The organism is Deltaproteobacteria bacterium (assembly GCA_012522415.1).
Classification (GTDB): domain Bacteria; phylum Desulfobacterota; class Syntrophia; order Syntrophales; family JAAYKM01; genus JAAYKM01.
In genome coordinates this window covers 1-22491 of the sequence record JAAYKM010000003.1, presented here as the reverse complement: position 1 = coordinate 22491, position 22491 = coordinate 1, and the positions used below count along the sequence as shown (strand labels likewise).

The 22491-nt window shown below is 53.7% G+C and carries 26 protein-coding genes and 1 tRNA gene; 19 read left to right on the top strand and 8 right to left on the bottom strand.

The window, feature by feature from the left end:
- Positions 1-307: 307 nt before the first annotated feature.
- From GX147_00330 to gltX, 3 genes are all read right to left on the bottom strand, one after another.
- Positions 308-1138 (bottom strand): glycosyltransferase family 2 protein, encoded by an 831-nt coding sequence (locus GX147_00330; GenBank protein ID NLN59159.1) that lies wholly within the window; start codon positions 1136-1138, stop codon positions 308-310.
- Positions 1139-1451: 313 nt separating this feature from the next.
- Positions 1452-1526 (bottom strand) — tRNA-Glu (locus GX147_00325).
- Between the two features lie 96 nt (positions 1527-1622).
- Complete coding sequence (gltX, locus tag GX147_00320; GenBank protein NLN59158.1) at positions 1623-3059, bottom strand: glutamate--tRNA ligase; 1437 nt, start codon at positions 3057-3059, stop codon at positions 1623-1625.
- Between the two features lie 213 nt (positions 3060-3272).
- On the opposite strand from gltX, the gene GX147_00315 reads away from it, so the two are divergent.
- The 16 genes from GX147_00315 to GX147_00240 all read left to right on the top strand — a co-directional run bounded on the left by GX147_00315 (position 3273) and on the right by GX147_00240 (position 15885).
- Positions 3273-3806: a DUF177 domain-containing protein gene (locus GX147_00315; protein NLN59157.1), complete on the top strand. Its 534-nt coding sequence runs from the start codon at positions 3273-3275 to the stop codon at positions 3804-3806.
- 20 nt (positions 3807-3826) lie between these two features.
- Entirely contained in the window at positions 3827-4015 is a 189-nt protein-coding gene (gene rpmF, locus GX147_00310; protein NLN59156.1) for a 50S ribosomal protein L32, read from the top strand.
- Between the two features lie 21 nt (positions 4016-4036).
- Positions 4037-4978 (top strand): ACP S-malonyltransferase, encoded by a 942-nt coding sequence (gene fabD, locus GX147_00305; protein ID NLN59155.1) that lies wholly within the window; start codon positions 4037-4039, stop codon positions 4976-4978.
- Positions 4979-5097: 119 nt separating this feature from the next.
- Positions 5098-5334, top strand: coding sequence for an acyl carrier protein (acpP, locus tag GX147_00300; GenBank protein NLN59154.1), 237 nt, complete (start codon positions 5098-5100; stop codon positions 5332-5334).
- A 32-nt stretch (positions 5335-5366) separates the two neighbouring features.
- Entirely contained in the window at positions 5367-6602 is a 1236-nt protein-coding gene (gene fabF, locus GX147_00295; GenBank protein NLN59153.1) for a beta-ketoacyl-ACP synthase II, read from the top strand.
- A 5-nt stretch (positions 6603-6607) separates the two neighbouring features.
- The gene (gene rpiB, locus GX147_00290) at positions 6608-7084 is read left to right on the top strand and encodes a ribose 5-phosphate isomerase B (protein NLN59152.1); all 477 of its coding nucleotides are present in this window, start codon (positions 6608-6610) and stop codon (positions 7082-7084) included.
- Positions 7072-8364: a serine hydroxymethyltransferase gene (locus GX147_00285; GenBank protein NLN59151.1), complete on the top strand. Its 1293-nt coding sequence runs from the start codon at positions 7072-7074 to the stop codon at positions 8362-8364. The genes rpiB and GX147_00285 overlap by 13 nt, the downstream gene beginning before the upstream one ends.
- A 16-nt stretch (positions 8365-8380) precedes the next feature.
- A complete protein-coding gene (locus tag GX147_00280; GenBank protein ID NLN59150.1) occupies positions 8381-8824 on the top strand; it encodes a cytidine deaminase in 444 nt (147 codons plus the stop codon).
- Positions 8821-9297 carry a transcriptional repressor NrdR gene (nrdR, locus tag GX147_00275; protein NLN59149.1) on the top strand — a complete coding sequence of 159 codons (477 nt, stop codon included), beginning with the start codon at positions 8821-8823 and terminating at the stop codon, positions 9295-9297. The genes GX147_00280 and nrdR overlap by 4 nt, the downstream gene beginning before the upstream one ends.
- 54 nt (positions 9298-9351) lie before the next feature.
- Positions 9352-10008 carry a riboflavin synthase gene (locus tag GX147_00270; protein NLN59148.1) on the top strand — a complete coding sequence of 219 codons (657 nt, stop codon included), beginning with the start codon at positions 9352-9354 and terminating at the stop codon, positions 10006-10008.
- Positions 10009-10052: 44 nt separating this feature from the next.
- A complete protein-coding gene (locus GX147_00265; GenBank protein NLN59147.1) occupies positions 10053-11258 on the top strand; it encodes a bifunctional 3,4-dihydroxy-2-butanone-4-phosphate synthase/GTP cyclohydrolase II in 1206 nt (401 codons plus the stop codon).
- Positions 11259-11323: 65 nt separating this feature from the next.
- Positions 11324-11791, top strand: a complete 468-nt coding sequence (locus tag GX147_00260) for a 6,7-dimethyl-8-ribityllumazine synthase (protein NLN59146.1) — start codon at positions 11324-11326, stop codon at positions 11789-11791.
- 78 nt (positions 11792-11869) lie between these two features.
- Complete coding sequence (nusB, locus tag GX147_00255; GenBank protein ID NLN59145.1) at positions 11870-12340, top strand: transcription antitermination factor NusB; 471 nt, start codon at positions 11870-11872, stop codon at positions 12338-12340.
- A gap of 97 nt (positions 12341-12437) precedes the next feature.
- Entirely contained in the window at positions 12438-15023 is a 2586-nt protein-coding gene (locus tag GX147_00250; protein NLN59144.1) for a leucine--tRNA ligase, read from the top strand.
- A gap of 18 nt (positions 15024-15041) precedes the next feature.
- Positions 15042-15254, top strand: a complete 213-nt coding sequence (locus GX147_00245; GenBank protein NLN59143.1) for a hypothetical protein — start codon at positions 15042-15044, stop codon at positions 15252-15254.
- 10 nt (positions 15255-15264) lie between these two features.
- A complete protein-coding gene (locus tag GX147_00240; protein ID NLN59142.1) occupies positions 15265-15885 on the top strand; it encodes an LptE family protein in 621 nt (206 codons plus the stop codon).
- Here GX147_00240 and GX147_00235 read toward each other — a convergent pair whose 3' ends face one another.
- From GX147_00235 to GX147_00225, 3 genes are all read right to left on the bottom strand, one after another.
- The gene (locus GX147_00235; GenBank protein ID NLN59141.1) at positions 15886-16158 is read right to left on the bottom strand and encodes a 30S ribosomal protein S20; all 273 of its coding nucleotides are present in this window, start codon (positions 16156-16158) and stop codon (positions 15886-15888) included.
- 183 nt (positions 16159-16341) lie between these two features.
- The gene (locus GX147_00230) at positions 16342-16779 is read right to left on the bottom strand and encodes a Zn-ribbon domain-containing OB-fold protein (protein ID NLN59140.1); all 438 of its coding nucleotides are present in this window, start codon (positions 16777-16779) and stop codon (positions 16342-16344) included.
- Between the two features lie 2 nt (positions 16780-16781).
- Complete coding sequence (locus GX147_00225; protein ID NLN59139.1) at positions 16782-17948, bottom strand: acetyl-CoA acetyltransferase; 1167 nt, start codon at positions 17946-17948, stop codon at positions 16782-16784.
- Between the two features lie 438 nt (positions 17949-18386).
- Between GX147_00225 and GX147_00220 the strand changes: the two genes are divergently transcribed.
- From GX147_00220 to GX147_00210, 3 genes are all read left to right on the top strand, one after another.
- Positions 18387-19142, top strand: a complete 756-nt coding sequence (locus GX147_00220; protein ID NLN59138.1) for a glucose 1-dehydrogenase — start codon at positions 18387-18389, stop codon at positions 19140-19142.
- Positions 19143-19295: 153 nt separating this feature from the next.
- Entirely contained in the window at positions 19296-20429 is a 1134-nt protein-coding gene (gene oah, locus GX147_00215) for a 6-oxocyclohex-1-ene-1-carbonyl-CoA hydratase (GenBank protein NLN59137.1), read from the top strand.
- A gap of 14 nt (positions 20430-20443) precedes the next feature.
- The gene (locus tag GX147_00210; GenBank protein ID NLN59136.1) at positions 20444-20974 is read left to right on the top strand and encodes a hypothetical protein; all 531 of its coding nucleotides are present in this window, start codon (positions 20444-20446) and stop codon (positions 20972-20974) included.
- A gap of 414 nt (positions 20975-21388) precedes the next feature.
- On the opposite strand, the gene GX147_00205 is transcribed toward GX147_00210, so the two are convergent.
- Both GX147_00205 and GX147_00200 read right to left on the bottom strand, forming a co-directional pair.
- Complete coding sequence (locus GX147_00205; protein ID NLN59135.1) at positions 21389-21655, bottom strand: transposase; 267 nt, start codon at positions 21653-21655, stop codon at positions 21389-21391.
- 237 nt (positions 21656-21892) lie between these two features.
- Positions 21893-22491 (bottom strand): RibD family protein (locus GX147_00200; GenBank protein ID NLN59134.1); only part of this gene is annotated, 599 nt, incomplete at its 5' end.

Here is a 22491-nt window from a genome sequence, read left to right as displayed (position 1 = left end):
TCCCAATGAGAATATGGCTAATCATTTGAGGAGACTTTGTCAATTGAAACCTGTGAGGGCAGGACAGGGTCGGGAACCGGTGGAAAGGCAATACCTGGTGGGTCCGGCGCTTCATTCATTGACGGGACAAGGGACCTGTCCGTTTTCACGTCCGGTTTGGCCGCCCCTTTGAAAACCCCTAAAGCCTCATCGGATCATGTTCAACGCTTCTCCTGTAGTAATGGAGGATGCGGAACATCAGGCCCGGCAAAACATCGGCAACCCATGTTTTTCATCGTTTTGTCTCCGCACAATATGTGGGACAGAATCATTTTTTATTTGTCGACCAGATATAATGGATGGCTTTGAGGGATTGGAAAAGAAAATGAACGGGGTTTGTTTTGTGGGAAAGCATTTGTGGCATATACCTTGCTGTTCTCCCAAAGGCCTTGGGAATGGCAATGATGGGAGAGATTTGGGCATCGACGGCACTCATCGTTACCGCCCTTTCAATATCATGGAACGGCAATTTCGCAATTGAGCCCAGGCCGTTATGTTTAACGATGTATATTGGAAGGTAAAGAACCCTCAAGCCCCGGGATAAACAAGTATCAATGAAAACCTGTTCTTCTCCCCCGATTACAACAGGGCTGCCCAATCCGAACCTTTCGTCGAAACGGATTTGCCTTTCCCGAACGGCTGCGACACGGAATGCAATTTCAATGGAACTGATAGGATAGCGGCCCAGCTTATTTATCCGGGTTGGCCGGGCGGGATAAGGTTTATATTCTCCGGAGAACGCCATGTTTTTGATTTTGAAGCAGATCACTTCGGCATCGGGGTTCTCGTCAAATGAATTCAGAACCTGATGAAAAGTATCGGTCAAATAGAGAATGTCGTCGTCGGCTAAAACGGCAATGTCGCCGCGGGCCAGAGAGAGCGCGTTGTTCCGGTTTGCGGAGAGCCCTCTCCCTTTGATATGAGAAATAAGGACGTCATTTCGAACTTTCAATGGGGGAGGAATCTGGCGGAACTTGTGGTCTGTAATTTGATGGGATACGATGTAGGTTACATCAGACCTTTCTTCCTGAAGGATGGAGGCGATGTTTTCGATACCCTCGTCAATGGTGCAAATCAGTATGTCCAGAGTTAAACCCAAAGTACCCACCTAAATTGAACGATTTTTGATTCTTAAACTATCCAAATCCGGCGATATGAGCCAACCTTTCCAAAGATGACGCAAATACCGGGAACCAGGGGGAAATAGACGAAAACGACGCGTAGAGAATGGCCTTGTAATTGAAATTGAGGCACCTCGAGCATAGAGATTAAACGTAACGTGAATGAGCCGGCCACGCGCACAAAGCGTGAAAAACAGAGCATATCTGATCCTCACCCCGGAGGTTGGAAACAAGGATCATGCAAAGAAAAAAGGAGTCGCATCCGATGGTGCAACCCCTTGATCTTGCTATTGGTGGTCCCACGGGGACTTGAACCCCGGTTTCCGGCGTGAGAGGCCAGCGTCCTGACCACTAGACGATGGGACCGCTTATGTTTCCTGGTCACCCGAAACCGTTTCCGGCGGGCCATGCCGTGGGCCCGGATGACAAGACGATGCTATTTATTCAATCAGGACCGAAATGTCAAGGTGAATCCGCAGCGGGTAACGCCTGTTTCCCGATAAAATTCACCGCGTGACGCAGTCGCTCCAACACCCTCTCTTTGCCGAGAATGGCCATCACATCGTCGATGCCTGGGCTGACGGTTTTTCCGGTCAAGGCGACTCGAAGCGGTTGGGCGATAAATTTCAGTTTCGTGCCCCGTTCTTCCGCGAGGCTCCGCAGGAAGTTTTCGATACCCGCTTTGGAATAGTCGGCCAGGGACGGCAACGCCTCAGCGATGGCTTCCAGGTATCCTGAAGCTTCCGGCGTGAGGAACTTGCGCGTCGCCTCTTCTTCGTAGCCGGGGACATCGGCAAAATAAAAGAGGCTTCCCTCAGCCAGTTCGATGAGAGTCTTGGCCCTCTCTTTCAGGGAGATGACGATGCCGCGGGCAAAATCGGTATCCGGCGCATCCAGCCCCATGCCGCGCCAGAAAGGCCTCATCTCCTCAGCCAGGCGATCCGTCGGGCAATTCTTGATGTAGTGCTGGTTAAGCCACAACAGCTTGTCGGGGTTGAAAACGGCTGCGGACTTGCCCACAGCCTCCAGGGAAAACAGACCTGTCAATTCCTCGCCGGTGAAGATTTCCTGGTCACCGTGAGCCCAGCCGAGGCGAACCAGGTAATTGACCAGCGCTTCCGGCAGAAACCCCATGTCCCGGTATGCCATGACGGATGTGGCACCGTGCCGCTTACTCAGGCGGGCCTTGTCTGGACCGAGAATCATCGGGACATGGGCGAACAGAGGAACCTCATAACCCAGGGCCTGGTAGAGAAGGATTTGTCTGGGCGTGTTGTTGACATGGTCGTCACCACGGATCACATGGGTGAGCTCCATGTCGGCGTCGTCCACGACCACGGCGAAGTTGTAGGTCGGGTACCTGTCGGCCCGCTCGATGATCAGATCGTCCAATTCTTCATTGTTGAATACGATATTCCCCTTGATGAGGTCTTTCACGACTGTGGCGCCGGCTTCGGGGCAGCGGAAGCGCACCACCGAGTTGATCGACCGAGGGAGCCCCCTGTTACGGCAGGTGCCGTCGTATTTCGGCTTTCTTCCCTCGGCCAGGGCGGCTTTGCGTTTTTGTTCGAGTTCCTCCGGCGTGCAGGTACAGTGGTAGGCCTTCCCCTGCTGAATAAGCTGTTCCACCATGCTCCGGTGTCGGTCCACCCGTTGGGCCTGGAAGAAAGGCCCCTCGTCCCAGTCCAGGCCGAGCCAGGTCATGGCGTCGAGGATCGCCTGGGTGGATTCCTCCGTTGAACGCTGCTGATCCGTGTCTTCAATGCGCAGAATAAAGGCGCCTCCTGTATGTCGGGCGTAAAGCCAGTTAAAAAGAGCGGTTCTGGCTCCCCCGATATGGAGAAAGCCTGTCGGCGATGGGGCAAAGCGCGTTCTGACTCGGGTTGATGCTGTGATCATACTGATCCTTGATAAATTATTTCGCCCCCTTATAGGTTTATGCGCTCTCTTTGTCAAGCCGGATTTGGCAGGAACGCTCCTCCCGTGAAGTTCCGGTTTGGCGCAAATTGTACTTGACAAGATGAGGAATTTATCATTAAGTACACCACTTTATATTGGGTGGGTATCCCCTTTGGAGAACCGGCGTGGAGCTGGTTCGGGAGTATTTGAAAATTGAAGATTCATGTGCCGAATATCACGGAGGAGGGTCTTGAACTGTCCTTTCTTCGGGATGGGAAGTGGTTGAAGGAGCTGCTTCCCCAGGGTGAAACGGGCCGTTTTTCCATGGGGCAGGCGAATGTTTTCTGCCGGGTTAGAAAGGTCATGGATTCGATCCTTGTCGAGGGTGATATTGACACCGAAATCGAAACGGAATGTTCCCTGTGTCTTGAAAAAGCCCTCATTCCCGTCAAAAACCGATTTCGTTATACCCTGATCCCTCGGCGGGAAAGCGTGCGGGAGGAAAAAGAACTCACGGCGGAGGACATGGAGGTTGAATTCTACGATGAAGAAACGATCGATCTGGCCCCGATCATTCTTGAACAGATCGTTCTGCAGATTCCCATGCGGGTGCTTTGTCGGGATAACTGCCGGGGACTCTGCTCCCAGTGCGGGACAAACCTGAACACATCCAGTTGTTCCTGCGGGGAGAAAAAATTCGATGAGCGCCTGGGCGCGTTGAAAAATCTGAAATTGAAATTCATGTAACAGGAGAAAGGATATAGATCATGCCAAATCCAGTAAAAAGACATTCCAGGACCCGAAGGAATATGCGCCGGGCTCATGACTTCCTGACGTTGCCTTCGACGTCCAAATGTCCCCAGTGCGGGGAACCGAAACTTCCCCACCGGGTCTGTAAAGCGTGCGGCACCTACAAGGGCCGGGAAGTCATCGCGCTCAAAGGGATTCCCAGTTAACGCCGGAACGAAGAGGTGTTCATGGGCAGGGTTGCCTTCATTTTCCCCGGCCAGGGGTCCCAGTATGTGGGAATGGGAGCGGAGCTTTATCGGGAGATCCCGCGGGTCAGGGAGGTTTTTCATCGGGTCGGGGAAGAAATCGGTGTCGATATCCCCTCTCTTTGTTTTCATGGCCCCCAGGAAACACTCGACCTGACGATCCATACACAAATGACCGTTTTGACCCTGGATATTGCCGTTTATGAGGTTTTCGCCGACGCTTACGACGGCGAACCCCTTGTCCTTGCGGGACACAGCCTGGGTGAGTATGCCGCCCTGTATGCGGCGGGGGCCTTGTCCATGGAGGATGTCATTCCCCTTGCGTGGGCGCGGGCCAGGTATCATGAAGAGGCGGTGCCGCCGGGAGACGGTGCGATGGCGGCCATTATCGGCCTGAATAAAGAGACCGTAAACCGGATATGCGAGGACATCCGCCGGCAGGGGAGAATCGTTGCCGTATCGCTCATCAACGCCCCGGAGCAGATTGTCGTTTCAGGCTACACCGATTCTGTTGACGAGGCGATGGCCCGGGCCATCGACGGAGGGGCGCGCCGGGCCGTCAAACTGGCCATCAGCGTGCCCTGCCATTGCGGTCTCATGGAAGGAGCCGCTGCAAAATTGCAACGTGACTTGGGGGAGATCCATATTCGTGACTGCCGTGTTCCCGTTATTCCGAATTGCGATCCGGCGGTTTTTCATGATGCCGGAACAACGGGGGATCTATTGGTCAGGCAGCTTACAAGTCCGGTCCAATGGCAGAAAACAATCGAGAAAATGATCGCGATGGATGTCGATACCATGGTGGAACTGGGCCCGAAACGGGTTCTGGGAGGCCTGGCCAGGCAGGTCGATGACCGCCTTCGGCTTTTGCATGTCGAAGACACGGCTTCCCTGAGGGGAACCTTGTCGGCGTTGAGGAATTGACATCTCGTTATCGGTGCGGCGTGCGAAGGGGACGGTTCCACCGGCGCCAACCGGGCATGGGTGGTCATGCATATGAATTTTGAAGTTCAATATTTTCGGGAACAGAGAAGGGAGAGCAGATGACGCTGGAAGAAAAGGTTATAAGCTTGATTGTGGAACAGTTGGATATAACCCGGGAGGAGTGCGTACCTGAAGCGTCGTTTATCGATGATCTGGGCGCCGATTCGCTGGATCTCGTGGAGCTGATCATGGAGATGGAGGAAACCTTCCATATTCAGGTGGCTGATGAAGAGCTTGAGAAAATCAGGACCGTCCAGGATGTGATTGATTTTCTGAAAAGCCGGGGTGTCTCGTGAAGGCCGTTTTCTGATATGGAGAGGCAGCGTCTTTGAAAAGGAGGGTCGTTATAACCGGCTTGGGAGCCGTCACACCCTTGGGCAACTCCGTCGAAGATTCCTGGAGAGGTATCTGTGCGGGCAGATCCGGTATCGGGGCCATCACGAGATTCGACACGTCTGCCTTCAATACGAAGATTGCGGGAGAAATCAAGGACTTTGACCCGCTTCAGCATGTCAACAAAAAAGAATATCGCCGGCTGGACGACTTTATCGTTTATGCCCTGGCTGCTGCGGACATGGCGATTCAGGATGCGGGGGAAGCCACGGTTGCCTGCGGGCGCGCCGGTGTGATTATCGGTTCGGGTATCGGCGGTTTGTCCACTCTCGAAAAAGAAAAGGAGACCCTTTTGCAGGGGGGACCCAGGCGGGTGGCCACCTTCATGATCCCGGCGGTCCTCGCTAACCTGGCGGCGGGTCATGTCTCCATCCGCTATGGATTCAAGGGTCCCGTTACCTGCCCGGTGACGGCTTGTGCCGCCGGCACGAATGCCATCGGGGATGCTTTCCGGATTATTCGTCACGGTTATGCCGATCTGATGATTGCCGGAGGTACCGAGGCGGCGGTTTCCCCCATGGCGGTTGCCGGATTCAACGCCATGCGGGCCCTGTCCGTCAGGAACGATGTCCCGGAAAAAGCCAGTTGCCCTTTCGACACGAAAAGGGACGGTTTTGTTATCGGTGAAGGATGTGGTCTCGTTGTTTTGGAGGAGTTGTCGGTTGCGTTGAAGAGAGGGGCAGCCATTTACGGTGAAGTGATCGGCTACGGTCTGACATCGGATGCGTTTCACCTGGCGGCGCCGCCACCCGGGCATGAGGGGGCCGTCCGGTGCATGAGAGAGGCCCTGGCCGACGGTGGTGTTGTGCCGAAGGAAGTGGACTATATCAATGCCCATGGTACATCAACGCCCCTGAATGATCTTTACGAAACACAGGCCATCCGGGAGGTTTTCGGTCAAAGCGCCCCAGGCGTCCCGGTCAGTTCGACGAAGTCCATGACGGGTCATATGCTGGGTGCCGCCGGCGGCGTCGAGGTCGTGTTTACGGTCCTGGCCATCCGTGATCACGTTTTGCCTCCGACGATCAATCTCGATGAGCCCGATCCGGAATGCGATCTTGACTATGTGCCCCTCCATGCGAGGAGAAAGGAAATTCGGATTGCCCTGTCCAACACCTTTGGTTTCGGGGGTGTGAATGCGACACTGGTGATGAAGAAATTTGACGGATGAAAACGATGTGGCGTCAGTTGGTTATCGGATCGGACCATGCCGGGTACGCCCTGAAAGAGGCGGTGAAGTCGGTGCAGAGGGAAATGGGTATCAGCGCACTGGACGTCGGGACGTTCAATGCGGATTCCGTGGATTATCCTGATTACGCCTGTTTTGTGGCGGAAAAGGTTTCCTCCGGCGAGTATGAGGCGGGGATTCTGCTGTGCGGGTCCGGTGTGGGCATGTCTATCGTGGCGAACAAGTTTCCCGGTGTTCGGGCGGCTCTGTGTCTTGACGAATACACCGCGGAAATGAGCCGGCGCCACAACGATGCGAATATTTTGATCCTGGCGGGCCGCCAGACCGAGGCCGTTGCCATGGAGAAAATTGTAAGGACGTGGCTTGTCACGGAGTTCGACGGAGGACGTCATGGGCGGCGTCTCGGTAAAATCCGGGAAATAGAGGCGAAACAAATGAGGGGAACACGTACATGTCAGAACTGATGAAGAAAGATCCCGAAGTGGCCCGGGCCATTTTATGGGAGACGGAAAGGCAAACGGGCAAAATCGAACTGATCGCTTCGGAGAATTTTGTCAGCGAGGCCGTGCTGGAAGCACAGGGTTGTGTTATGACCAACAAGTACGCCGAGGGTTATCCGGGCAGGCGTTATTACGGCGGTTGCGAGTTTGTCGATATCGTGGAAAACTTGGCGGTCGAACGTTGCAAGGCCCTTTTCGGAGTCGATTATGTAAACGTTCAGCCCCATTCGGGAACCCAGGCGAACATGGCGGTGTACTTTTCCGTGCTCAAGCCGGGGGATACCATCCTGGGCATGAATCTCTCTCACGGTGGCCATCTTTCCCATGGAAGTCCGGCCAACTTCTCAGGTAAATTCTATAACGTTATCCCCTACGGCGTGGATCGGAAGACGGAGAGGATCGATTACAACGAAGTGATGGATCTGGCGAAAAAACACAGGCCCAAGATGATTGTGGTCGGGGCGAGCGCCTATTCCCGGATCATCGATTTCGCCGCTTTTCGGGAGGCGGCCGATCAGGTCGGAGCCGTGATCCTGGCCGATATTGCCCATATTGCGGGCATGGTGGCGACAGGCCATCATCCGACCCCGGTGCCGCTTTGCGAGTTTGTGACCTCGACGACTCACAAGACGCTCCGCGGTCCCCGGGGTGGCTTGGTCATGTGCAGGGAAGACCATAGCAGGGTTCTGGGGAGTCGTGTGTTTCCGGGTACCCAGGGTGGCCCCCTCATGCATGTCATTGCCGCCAAGGCCGTAGCATTCAGGGAGGCCCTGTCGGATGATTTCCGCGAGTATCAGGGACAGATTGTGAAAAATGCCGGAGCCATGGCCGAAGAGCTGGCAAAACTCGGATTCCGTCTCGTTTCGGGGGGTACGGACAACCACCTCATGCTGGTCGATCTGACCGACAAAAACCTGACCGGGAAGGAAGCCCAGGAAATATTGGATCAGGCCGGTATCACGGTCAACAAAAACGGCATACCCTTCGATTCCCAGGGCCCCATGATTACCAGCGGGATCCGCGTTGGCACCCCTGCTGTGACAACCCGGGGCATGAAGGAGCCGGAGATGAAACAGATCGCCCGTTTGATTGCCCAGGTCCTGCTCAACCGGGAGGATGAGAAAAAGGTCAGGGATGCCGGGGAAGGGGTGAAGGCGCTCTGCGAACGCTTTCCCCTGTATGAGAACCGCATCGCGCGGGGAGAGGGAGAAACCGAATCGAATCAGGAGGTGCGTGACTCCTGAGAACGGGGTGGGGGAGATGACGGGAAGGCCCGGCTGGGATGAGTACTTCATGGATATTGTGGGTCTGGTTGCGAAGCGTTCCACCTGTTTGCGTCGCACGGTGGGGGCCGTCCTCGTCCGGGACAAGCGGATTTTGGCGACTGGCTACAACGGGGCGCCCTCCGGTCTTCGGCATTGCCTGGAGATGGGATGCCTGCGGGATAAACTGCAAATTCCCTCGGGAGAACGCCATGAACTTTGCAGGGGGCTTCACGCGGAACAGAATGCGATCATCCAGGCGGCGTTGCATGGGGTCAGTGTCAAGGGGGCGACCCTGTACTGTACGAACCAGCCGTGCATCATCTGCGCGAAAATGGCAATCAATGCCGGTATTGCGATGATTGTTGTCAAGGATGGTTACGCCGATAAAATGGCGGAGGAAATGCTGGCCGAAGCCCGAATCAAGGTGGTACGGCGATGAAATGCCCTTTTTGTCCCAGCAGCGAGAACCGCGTAATCGATTCGCGGATCAGCAAGGACGGCAGTGCGATCAGGCGCCGCAGGGAATGTGTGGGCTGCGGGCGTCGTTTCACCACTTACGAATATGTGGAAGAAGTGCTTCCCTCCGTGGTCAAGAAAGACGGACGCCGGGAATCTTTTGATCGGACCAAGATTCGTGCCGGCATCAAGAAGGCCTGTGAGAAAAGGCGGATCAAAACAGAAGACATCGAACGGATCGTGGAAAATGTGGAACGGGCCTGCCAGGAGTATTCGGGTGACGAGATTTCGACGACGTTGATTGGCGAAAAGGTTATGAAGGAACTCCAGGAACTGGATGGCGTGGCCTATGTACGGTTTGCCTCTGTTTACAGACAATTTCGGGATGTGACCGAATTCCTTAACGAATTAAAGGGATTTCTGAAAACGAACGAAGACGGGGATGACGAGGGATAAGCAGAGCCATGGGTGGGGATGACCCACAGGACTCAGAATATAATGGAAAAACCCATGTTTACGGGAATTGTACAGGCTTTGGGAACGGTACGGCGGATTGATCGCAAGGGGCAGGATGCCGTCGTCGAAGTCGAAGGCGGCTTGGATTTGGGCGATGTCCGTCTGGGAGACAGTATCGCGGTGAACGGCACCTGTCTTACCGTTATCGCTGTGAGCAGGGATCGTTTTTCCGCCGATGTGTCTGCCGAGAGCCTGGGAAAAACCAATCTGAAGACACTCCATGCAGGGGACCGGGTGAACCTGGAAAAGGCCCTCCGCCTGACGGACTTTCTCGGGGGACACCTCGTCCTGGGGCATGTCGATGAGGTAGGCATTGTCCGGGAGAAGGTCCTGAAGTCATCGTCCGTTGTGTTGGGGATCGATGTTTCCCCTGAGGCGGGTAAATACATCGTCGTCAAGGGTTCCATTGCGGTTGACGGGGTAAGCCTGACGGTAAACCGGTTTGAAAGCGGATGTTTTTATGTTAACATGATTCCCCACACGGCCCGGGTTACGACTCTCGGTCTGAAAAAGGTGGGGGATTCCGTGAATATTGAAACGGACATCATCGGCAAGTACGTCGAGCGGTTCGTTCAGCCCGGTGGGCATGGCACTTCGGAGAAGACGGGGTTTGATTGGTCCGTCTTGGCGGAGTATGGATTTTTGAAGTAAGCAGGACCCGATAAAACGGGAATAAATTTATATGAAGGTGAATCATGGGTGTCAGTTCAATCAAGGAAGCCATTGTCGATATCAAAAGTGGCAGAATGGTGATTCTGGTCGATGACGAGGACCGGGAAAATGAGGGTGATCTTTGTATGGCGGCGCAGTTCGTTACGCCGGAGGCAATTAACTTTATGGCCAAATACGGCCGTGGCCTGATTTGTCTTACCCTGACGGAAGAACACGCGGACAAACTGGGGTTGTACCCCATGGTGCGTGATAACCGTTCCCGTTTCGGGACGGCCTTTACCGTTTCAATAGAAGCCAAGCGGGGTGTTACAACAGGGATATCCGCCGCCGATCGGGCGACGACCATTCTGTCTGCCATTGCCGATGACGTGCAGCCGGATGATCTCGTCAGTCCCGGCCACGTTTTTCCCATTCGGGCGAAACGGGGCGGTGTGCTGGTACGGACCGGCCAGACCGAGGGATCCGTTGATCTGGCCCGCCTGGCGAACCTGAAGCAGGCGGGGGTTATATGCGAAATCATGCGGGATGACGGCATGATGGCCCGCATGCCTGATCTCGAGATCTTTGCCAAAGAACATGACATGAAGATCGTGACCATTGCTGACCTGATCGAGTACAGAATGCGACACGAGTCCCTGATCCGGCGGGCCGCGTCGGCGAACATTCCGAGCCGCTACGGTGGTGATTTCAAAATGATCGTTTACGAAAATGATGTGGACGAGATGAAGCACATCGCCCTTGTCAAGGGAGAGATCAGCGAGGACGACGAGGTTCTCGTCCGGGTTCACTCGGAATGTGTTACAGGCGATATTTTTGGATCCGAGCGCTGCGACTGCGGTGATCAATTACGCCGGGCTATGGGCATGATCAATGATGAAGGCAAAGGTATTATTGTGTACATGCACCAGGAAGGGCGGGGCATCGGACTCGTCAACAAGATCCGGGCATACGAACTGCAGGAAAAGGGGAAGGATACGGTCGAGGCCAATATCGAGCTGGGCTTCAAAGATGATCTGCGGGATTATGGTATCGGCGCCCAGATTCTTGTCGATCTCGGTGTGCGCAAGATCCGTATGCTGACCAACAACCCCAAAAAAATTGTCGGCCTGGAGGGTTATGGGCTGACCATCACCGAAAGGGTTCCCATCGAGATCAAACCCAACGATGCCAACATTCATTACCTGAAAACCAAAAAGAAGAAGATGGGGCATATACTGGACAAGTGCTGAGTCGTTGCGGACAAACCCGCGAATCGGTCGGTGGACAAGACACCCAATAAGACGGAGAGGAAACGATGCCAAAAGTAACGGAAGGTAAAATTGTTGCCAAGGGGATGAAGTTCGGCATTGCCGCGAGCCGGTTCAATGACTTTATCTGCGGACGCCTGATCGAAGGGGCGGTAGACGCCCTCACCCGGGCCGGGGCGGATGAAAAGGATATCAGGATTTACAAGGTGCCCGGCGCTTTTGAACTGCCCCTCGCGGCGAAGAAGCTGGCCAAGACCGGCCAGTTTGATGCGGTCATCTGCCTGGGCGCGGTCATTCGGGGCGCCACACCCCATTTTGAATACGTCAGCGCTGAAGTCTCGAAGGGGATCGCCAATGTCGGACTGGACACGGAAGTTCCTATCGCGTTCGGCGTTCTTACAACCGACACCATTGAACAGGCCATCGAGCGTGCCGGAACGAAAGCCGGCAACAAGGGTTGGGATGCCGCCATGACAGCCATTGAAATGGTGGATTTGCTGAAAAGGATTGTCTGATACAGCGGCGGTGTTACGTCATGCAGGGGTTTTCGTTTGATGTGGACCATGTAACGCCGTACAGACTCAGAGGGGTGTATGAGTCATAGAAGAAAGGCAAGAGAAATTGCCTTGAAAGTTCTTTACGGGCTCGATGTGGCGAACCGGGATGTCGAAACAGCGATAGATTTGTTCTGGTCCCATTTCGAGGGTCCGGAAGAAGCCAAAACCTTTTCGTCTTTTTTGATTGGAGGTACGTGGCAAAAACGAAACCACCTGGATGAACTGATCAGCAGGCATTCGGAAAACTGGTCCCTATCGAGAATGGCGAAGGTGGACCGTAATATTCTTCGCATGGCGGTATTTGAATTGCTCTTCTGTGATGATATCCCACCCAAAGTGACACTCAACGAAGCCATTGATCTTGGCAAAATCTACGGATCAGAGAATTCCGGTTCTTTCATCAACGGGATTCTCGATGCCCTGTACGCGAACTTGCGATTGGCGGATGTCGGTGAGGGGGGACTTCACAAGCTGAAACCGGAATCTGCAAAAAACAGGCATACTTAATCTGATATAAAAGAGCGGTTTTCGCCGGGTTCCTCATCTTGCTTCTCGCAACGTGACAGGTTTTGTAACCGGCGCAAAGCCGGGAGGCGGAATGGAAATGAACAGAAAATACAACCCCCAGGCAATTGAGGAAGCCTGGCAAAAACGGTGGGAAGAAGAAAAACTGTATCAGGTCGTCGAAGATCCCGCCAAACCCAAATACTATCTCCTCGAGATGTTCCCCTACCCATCGGGGAAAATTCATGTCGGTCATGTTCGTAATTATACCATCGGTGATGTCGTTGCCCGTTACAAGCGCATGAAAGGGTACAATGTCCTGCATCCCATGGGCTGGGACTCCTTCGGTATGCCCGCGGAAAACGCCGCAATCGAACGGGGCGTGCATCCGGCGGAATGGACCAACGAAAATATCGTCGCCATGCGCAGACAACTTCAGCGGATGGGGTTCAGTTACGATTGGAAACGAGAAATTTCGACGTGTGATCCCGATTATTATCGATGGGAGCAGCTTTTTTTCATCTGGATGTACGAAAAGGGGCTTGCCTACAAGAAGACCTCGACGGTCAACTGGTGTCCTCAGTGCCGGACCGTTCTGGCGAACGAGCAGGTTGAGTCAGGCCTGTGCTGGCGGTGTGGTTCCGGAGTCAGGGAGGAGACTCTGGATCAGTGGTTTTTTCGGATTACGGCTTATGTCGAGGAACTCCTTGAAGGATGCGACAATCTGCCGGGCTGGCCGGAACGCGTCGTGACGATGCAAAAGAACTGGATCGGCAAAAGCTACGGCTGCGAATTGATTTTCCCCATAGCGGACAGGGATGGAGAAATCCGTGTTTTTACGACCCGGCAGGACACGATTTTCGGGGCGACATTCATGCTGGTTGCAGCGGAACACCCCCTGGTTATGGAACTGGTCAGGGGCAAAGCCTGTGAGGGGAATGTCAGGGAGTTTGTGGAAAAAGTAAAAAAGCAGGACCGTCTTATGCGTACGTCCGACTATTACGAGAAAGAGGGCATTTTCCTCGATACGTACTGCCTTAACCCGGTGACGAATTACAGGATGCCCGTCTATGCCGCGAACTTTGTCCTGGCGGATTATGGTACGGGATGTGTCATGGCCGTGCCTACACACGATCAGCGGGACTTTGAGTTTGCCGAAAAATTCGGTCTGGAACGAATTATTGTCATTCAGCCGAAAGACCGGGATCTGGATGGAGCGACTATGACCGAAGCCTACGTCGATGAAGGTATCCTTGTGAATTCGGGGCCCTTCAACGGCATGATCAATACCCATGCCCTGGAGACCATTGCTGATTACCTCGAAGCAAACGGCAAGGGGAAGCGAACAATCCAGTATCGCTTGCGGGACTGGGGTATTTCACGGCAACGTTATTGGGGCGCGCCGATTCCCGTTGTTTACTGTGAGAAGTGCGGCGTCGTCACCGTGCCTGAAGAGCAGCTCCCGGTGGTGTTGCCGAACGATGTCCGCCTGACAGGCGAAGGGGGCTCACCCCTGGCCAGACATCGGTCTTTTCTTGAAACCGCCTGTCCCGCCTGTGGTGGATCCGCCAGGCGTGAAACGGATACGATGGACACCTTTGTCGAATCCTCGTGGTATTATGCCCGTTTCTGTTGTGCCGATTTCCATGAAAAGCCGGGGCTGGACAAGAAGCGGGTTGATTACTGGCTCCCCGTCGATCAATACATCGGGGGTATCGAGCATGCCATTCTTCATCTCCTTTATGCCCGGTTTTATGCCAAAATGCTGCGCGACTTCGGGGTAATGAGTGTGAACGAACCCTTCGCCAACCTGTTGACCCAGGGGATGGTCTGCAAGGAAACCAGCCGCTGCTCGGAGCATGGTTATCTCTTCCCTGAAGAGGCGGTAAACGGAAAATGTTCCCACTGCGGCGCCGCCGTGACGATCGGCAAAACGGAAAAAATGTCCAAATCTCTGAAAAATGTGATCGATCCTGACAAGTTGGTTCGTCAGTACGGTGCGGATACGGTGCGGATGTTCTGCCTGTTTGCGGCCCCGCCGGAAAAAGACCTGGAATGGAGTGAGCAGGGTGTGGATGGAGCCTTCCGGTTTCTAAACCGTACCTGGCGCATCGTCATGGATTACTGCGGGGATATTTCGTCTGTTGATCCCTGCGATGACCAAACTCCCCTGGCCGGGGAGCTCAAAAACTTTCGCCGGAAGATTCACCAGACCATCCGGAAAGTCTCGTCCGATATTGAGGGCCGATTCCATTTCAATACCGCTATCAGCGCGGTTATGGAACTGGTCAACACCCTGTATCTTCTGGAGCGGCCGGCAAAAGAGGATCGAATCGGGCTCTCCGTTGTCCGGGAGGCGATCGAGGTCATTGTTCTTATGCTGGCGCCCATTGTTCCCCATATTTCCCAGGAGCTATGGGCGAAACTGGGTAAAAAGAAACCCCTTTTATTTGCCTCCTGGCCCATTTGGGATGAGGCCGTTATTGCGGCGGAGGAAATGACGATCGTGGTCCAGGTGAACGGCAAAGTGCGGGGCAGAATAGTTGTTCCCGTCGATGAGACGGCGGAAACAATCCAGTCCCGCGCCCTGGCTGATGAAAAGGTGGCCAGGTTCATCGAAGGAAAAAGCATGGTCAAACAAATTTATGTTCCGGGGAAACTCGTCAACATCGTCATCCGGGGATAAGAGGTCCGGAGCGGTACGATGATGCTTTACGAAGGCTGCGGCGGCAACTTTGGAGAAGCAGGAACGATCAGAATGGTGGATGGGAAGGTTGTTTACAATCTGACACCTGGTTTGAAAGAAGCCTTTGGAACACCACGGGGAGAGCCTGAAAACTTTATGGGGCATCCAGCGGGTAGCTTCGCTCTTCCCTCAACTGTTCTTCTGGAAATGGAACCTGGCGCGCATTTTTAGGTAGAATGTTATGGCTGAAAAGAAGAGAGTGAGAATCAAGGAAGTCATGAGAATAGACCGGGATAAAAAGACTGGGAAAAAGCCGGTTTACTCAGGGATGGAACCGTTGGTTTTCATGAAAAAAACAAGCGCATGGAGGTGGCTGGCGGTTGTGATTCTTGCTTTGCTCCTGGGGGGCTGTGGCTACCATTTCAGTGAGGTATCCGGGTCCCTGGATGGAATCCGCAAGATTTACGTGGGCAACTTTCTCAACAGAACCGACGAAGCCTACCTGGAAAATATTTTTCGCAATGCCATGATTGATCAGTTTGTCCGTAGTAATATTTTCCAGGTGGTGGGTGAAGAGGCGGATGCCGATGCGGTTGTAAGCGGCAGGATCCTGAGAATTTCGACGCGCTATACGGCGTATGAAGAAACGGACTTGGGGATGGAGGAAAGGATCAATCTGAGTGTGCAGATCGTCTTCGAAGATCGGGAGACGGGGCGGACCCTCTGGGAAGATCGGAATTTCTCCGGGGCTGAAGATTATCTGGTTCGGGATGCGGTAAGGACCGGGAAAAGGGAAGCCCTCATCAAGCTGTCACAAGACATGGCTGAGAGGGCGTATCGATTGATGATTGCGGATTTTTAATCACGCCTCCGCGGTCAGGTTGTTCATCTTTTTTGTCAGGCGCGAAATTTTGCGGGATGCATTCCTTCTGTGAAGGACCCCTTTCGATGCCGCCTTGGCGATTTGCGGAATTGCATCGGCCAGAAAGCCAGACGCGGCTTCGTTATCCTTGTTTTCTAAAGCACTCACCACTTTTTTGATATATGTTCTTACTTTGGACTTAATCGCCACATTCCTGTTCCGTCGCCTTTCCGCCTGCCTGCTCCTCTTTTCCGCTGATTTATGGGTAGCCAAAAAACGTTCCTCCTTCCTGATTCTCTCTCCGAAACGGCGAGGCGCTATCCCTATATGAATTCGCCGGTTTTGTCAAGAGTCAACTTACCATGGATAAAAAAAGAGGTCAGGGGAAGTGGCCTGTTCCCCTAACCTCGATTGTGATTCAAAATATACTGTTTCCCAAAACGGTTGCTGTCCCTGTTATGCCTTCTGGAAGAAATAGGTCAACTGGTCATTGGCGGTTTTGCCGGCAACGACTTTCATGCTCATCCCCACCTTCAGTTCGTCATCAGCAGAGGCAATGGATTTATCGATACGGCCGAATACCTTGTAGGCCCCGTAATCGACAACGGCAATCGTGTAGGGCAGGTCCTCTTCAAAGCCCACCGGCGCGTAGCGCAGTGTGCTGAAGGTCAGAAGCGTGCCCGTACCCGCCACTTCAAACCACTCCATGTCGCTTGCAAGGGAGTGGAAACAGTCTGCCCGAGGAGGAAAGAAGGTTTTACCGCAGACTTTGCAACGGGTCCCCATCACTTTCCCCTGTTCGAGGTGGTCTATAAAATCATTGGTTTTGGAGACACCCATGAAACTCACGGTGCCGAATTTATCAAAACGACGGTCGATTTCTTTTTTCGCCATGGCTATTCTCTCCCTAAAATAGTAACGTTACCGTACAATCCGACGCCACCGATGTTGTGTATCAGGCCGATGACCGGATCCTTTACCTGAATGACTCCCGCCTCGCCTCTCAGCTGCAGAACGATGGTTCTCACCTGGGAGCCGCCGGTTGCCCCGATGGGATGACCCTTGGAGAGGAGGCCTCCGTCCACGTTGACCGGGATACTGCCCTCCTTGTAGGTTTCCTTGGACCGAATCAGCTCGGCTCCACCGCCCGGTTCGGCAAAACCGAGGTTTTCCGTTGCCATCATTTCGGCGATGGTGAAGCAATCGTGAACCTCGGCGACGTCAATGTGCTTGGGTGAAATGCCCGCCATCTTGTAGGCCTCCTTGCCCGCTTCGATGCCCACGAGCAGGCCGGAGAACTGGTCGCGGCCCACCATGTTGACCGGGGCCGAGGCGGCGCCGATTCCCAGAATCCATACGGGCTTCTTGCAAAGGGCCTTGGCCTTCTCTTCGCTGGCAACGATAATGCAGGAACTGCCGTCGGCGTTGGCACAACAATCTCCCAGTCTCAACGGGCTGGAAACGGGGCTTCCGAAACCGTCTTTGTCCTCGAACATTTCCGCCGTGACCCCTTTCCGGTAAACGGCCCTGTCGTTCAATTGGCCGTAGGTGCCGGACTTGACGCGGATGAGGGCCAAGTCATCGGGCGTCGTTCCATATTTGGCAAAATGAGCCCGGGCGTGCAGGGCGTAGTAAGCAGGCATCATGGTACCGAAGGGCGATTCCCACTGAATATCAGCACCCCGTCCCATTCTTTCCTGGGATTCCGCGGAGGTTAGCTGAGACATGATCTGGAAACCCAACACCATGACGCAACTGTGCAGACCTGATTTGACCATTGAATAGGCCAGTTTTAAGCCCGTGCTGCTTGATGAGCACAGGGTTTCCACGTAAAATGTCGGTTGCGGATTGAGCCCCAGGTACTCGGCGACGACACCGGCCGGCGATCTTTGCTTGTCATACTCGGGGGACGAACAGATCACTGTTGCGTCAATGAGATCGTTCGTAATCTGCGCGTCTTTCATGGCATCGCTATAGGCCTCGAAAGCCAATTCCCTGATGGAACCGGGGTAGCTGCGCACGAACGAACTTTGCCCCACGCCAATAATTCCAACTTTGCTCATACTTGTCCTCCTGATTTAATGTTTTGCTGTCTTGTAAAAGGTCAGCATGGGAAAAAATCAAGGTTTCCCGGACCCGTCACAGTTTTTTAGAAAAAGGTGCCTTGTCTGTTACCAGAGTGCGTCGCTATCACACTTTATTTCCCTTGTCAATTTGTAAAGTTGGTGTCTTGACGCCTGGACTTCCACGGCGCTTTCCTTTCGTCGACCTGCCCGTTCCAATTCAGGTGATCAATGGTGTAAGATTCCGATATGTCGGCCTTTATGGAGCCGCCCCCCCGTGGGGACGGGAGAATTTGCTTGACAAGGGCCTTCTTGTTTGCTACGAAACCTTGTCCATGGAAGGCGATACGAGGACTGTTATTTGGTACCGGTATGTGGCGCCTGTCCAGATCAAATGGGTTGGTATTGACTAGACTAAAAGACAGGGGGTTAGCGCCAATGGGCAAACTGGAAGGGAAGACCGCTATCGTCACCGGCGGAGGAAGAGGGGTAGGCAGGGCAATCAGTCTGGCTTTCGCGCGGGAAGGCGCGAATGTGGTTGTGAATTATGCAGGCAACCACAAAACGGCCAACGAGGTGGTTGAAATGATCACCGAAATGGGCGGCAAGGCTATCGCCGTGCAGGGCAAGGTCGAGGTCAAGGCCGATGCGGAAAAAACCGTTCAGGCTGCCGTCGATGCGTTCGGCGCCGTTCATATTCTCATCAATAATGCCGGTACGACCAGCCCGGCCATGCTGCACAAGATGACGGAAGAACAGTGGGACGACATCGTGGATATCCACATGAAAGGCCCTTTTCTTCTCATCCAGGCGGCTTACAAGTATTTCAAGGGGCAAAATTACGGCCGGATCGTCAACGTTACCTCCGTGGCAGGCATTGTCGGGACGAAAGGTCAGGTTCAATACAGCGCGGCCAAAGGCGGTATCGTTTCCTTCACCAAGTCTGTGGCAAGGGAACTCGCTGGTATTGGGGTCACCTGTAATGTTATTTCCCTGGGCATCGTGAGCACGGATATGACCGAGAAGATCACAACGGATCCCAAGCTTAAGGACATTTATGCGGGACGCATCCTTCTGGGCCGTTTCGCGGAGCCGGAGGAAGTGGCGAGGCCGTTTGTCTTTTTTGCTTCAGACGATTCAAGCTACATAACCGGCCAGCTGCTTTGCGTGGATGGCGGTTACGGCATGACTTAGCCGTTGCGGGATATCCCCGCGTTTTCCGATAAACAATGAGGCGGTAACGGATTCGGGATTGAACGCCAGGAGAATGAATGCTCGGCGGACCTCAGTTTTCGAGGCCGTCAAGCTTTTTCATCAAGAACTACAGAAAAGAAAGGGGTAAGAATTATGGCACTAGATTGGTTGGAAAGAGACAATGTTTTGAAGGATCATAATCTGTTTGACGACCGGTTTAACCGGGCCGAAGCGCCCTCCACGATTTACGAGAAGGCACCTCTTCTCGATCCCAAGGGGAATGCGGTGGAAGGGCTTTACACGGCACGAATCACCTTGAATAACCCTGCGCAGTACAATTCCTACACAACGGACATGGTAAAGGGCGTTATTGCAGGCTTCCACAAGGCTTCCATGGACAAGTCAATCGTAGCGGCCGTCTTTACGGGCGTTGGCGACCGGGCCTTTTGCACCGGCGGTAACACCAAGGAATACGCAGAGTATTACACACGCCGTCCAAAAGACTATTCCGATTATATCTATCTGTTCGGGGCAATGGTCGATGCCATATTGAGTTGCGGTGTTCCCACGATCTGCCGCGTCAACGGGATGCGGATTGGGGGTGGACAGGAAATCGGTCAGGCCTGTGATATCAATATCTCCGCTGACACGGCGGTCTTCGGACAGGTCGGTACCCGTGCGGGCTCCTCACCCGATGGCGGGTCCACGGACTTCCTGCCCTGGAATCTTTCCATGGAGCACGCCTTGTGGAACTGTGTTTCGAACATTCCTTACAGTTCCTATAAAATGGAGCGCCTGGGGTTGATAGGCAAGGCTCTGCCGGTGAAAAAGGACAAGGACGGCAACTGGGTCCGCGACCCCCGCGTCATCACGGACAAGTATGTGGACAACGGGGAAATCGTCTATGGTGAAATGAAAAGCGGTGCGGCCCTGAAAGAGGGCAACGATTACCTGAAAACCCTGGCTACGGATTTCACGCTTCTGGACAACCACATCAACGGCATGATCTGGACTTTGACGAATACCTTCCCCATGTGCCTGATGAAGGCGGTTGAGACGATCCGCCTGAAGAAGAGATTCTTCTGGGATACGACGAAGACTCATGCAAGATACTGGCTCGGTGCGAACATGAACGGTGATGCCTGGATGGGCTTCAACGCTTTCAATACGCAAGCAAAGACCGGTTCCAGCACGGTGGATTTCCTCGAACTGCGGCGCCAGATTTCCCTTGGCCACATCTATGGAGAAGAGTTGGCGGAGAAGGTTCTGGCCAAGCCGAAGAAGTAAGAGGTCGTTCTCTGGTGAGTGATAAAGTCGAGGCCGGTTTTATTGACCGGATCAGCATTGCCGTTTTCGATGTGGTCAAAGCCGAGGAAGACTACTGTCGGCTCTTTGGCTGGGAAGTCGTGGAACGGTACACCGACCATGACTTCCAAATCAATGTGTCCTGCTTTTCTGTGGGACAGACGATCGTGGAACTGATGGAAGGCGGCGATGAATGGTACGAACTTCTGGATTGCGAAGGTAAGGTGGTTCTTTCCGGCAAGGGCGGGGAAACGCGCTGGTCGCGTAAAGAAAAGCCCGTTCGGGAACGGGAAGACTACGAATTTGGGGTGCAGTTACTGGGCCTGAATGTCGCAAGCGTCAGTGATGCGGTCAATGCGCTGAAGAGCAATGGCGCAAAGGTTCTCCCGGAGCGAACAGGAGAGGGCCGAGAAGTACGATACTGGCGGTCACAGAAAAAGCACCAGGCGTTCGTTCATCCGGAAGATACGCATGGGGTTTACTGGCGTGTGATCGAGAAAGAGTCGAGGCCGAGCCCCGGACAATAATATCAAGCAGGTGCGAAAAGCCCCACGCCGTTTGTGGGGCTTTTCTTTTTTAGAGAGTTGTGTCTGCAATGGTTTTACGGTTATCCCGAGATATCTGAACGACCATTATAAATTGGGCGGCATCGGCTGGGAGTTGAACGATGCGGCTCTCGTTGACAAACAGGCCGGTTTTGTTGGAGAGATTCTAAAAGGACAGACAGCTCCCTTTGTTTGGGCACATGGAGCGATCCGATGCGTCAATCAGGACGGAAAATAACTCGGGGAACGCAGGAAACCCCGCCCGAATCGGGGGAGAACATAAAATTTAGGTGGTGTGAAATCCATCATTATTATATAGACTTAGAGGCCTGTCAGGCGAGGTCCCGCAACCATCCCGTCTGCCGTCGCTGCTTCAGAAAATCCCACAGTGTGCAGTCAGTTTTTCCGTTCATGGAGCCTTGAGGTCCTCTGATCTTGCCCTAAAGGATGAGCCATCTCGGTATTGAGCCTTTGGTCCTGTAGGTTCCAGCAACATTCTTCGACAAATTCACAGGGAGAGAGATTCTGCAGGGAACTGTGAGATCGCTCCTGACTGTAGGCCTCTCTCCATACGGCAATCTTTTCTTGCGCATCGATCATATTAAGAAACCAGCGTTCATTCAAACACTCATGACGAAGTTTACCATCATCGCTGATCGACATATCTCCGTACTGAGTCCTCCGGTTATAGAATGCCTGCTCGGAAATACTATACTTACGGAACAGGTCGATATTGCTTAGCCCTGTCCCCGTTGGGAAACCTGATGATCTGTTCCGGTGAAAATCTCTTCCGTTTCATGAATTGCCTGCCTGTTATATTTTTTCTTATCAGGAAAGACGCCGTTTGAATATGACCCAGTTGCTGGGGGTAAGGTTGGCAGAGCTGATGAAGGAATTTGTTTATCGCATCCTCCCATCAAGGATGACATCGTCACCGCTGCGGGTTATTTTTTCGAAGGTAAGCCCGAGAGCCTTGCCCATATCATTGATTCCAAGATTTCCTACCGTGTTTAGTCCCTCCCCTGAAATTTTTGGAGCGACAATGGCCACAACGCGGTTGGCAAGTCCCTGTTTCAAGACGGAAGTGATCACCCCCGCGCCGCCCTCCACCAGAATAGAGGAAATTTTTCGTTCCGCCAGGGAGGCAAAAAGAACTCTTAAGTCAAAGATATTCTTTTCTCCCTCAGGCAAGGACAGGATTTCAGCGCCCAGCGCCCTGATTTGATCCTGTTTTTCACGAGGAGCCTTGCCCCCCGTAATCAGCAATGTACGGGCTTGGTCCTGCTCCCGGAGAATCCTAGCGTTTGGAGAGATGCCCAATTCAGGATCGATGATGACCCGCAGGGGGTTGCGCCCCTTGACATGTCGAACGGTCAACATCGGATCATCCTTGGCCACTGTCCCGGATCCAGCAAGCACGGCATCGTGCAAGGCGCGCAACTGATGGGCGAACCGACGGGATTTATCGCCGCTGATCCATTGGGAATGGCCCGTAGAGG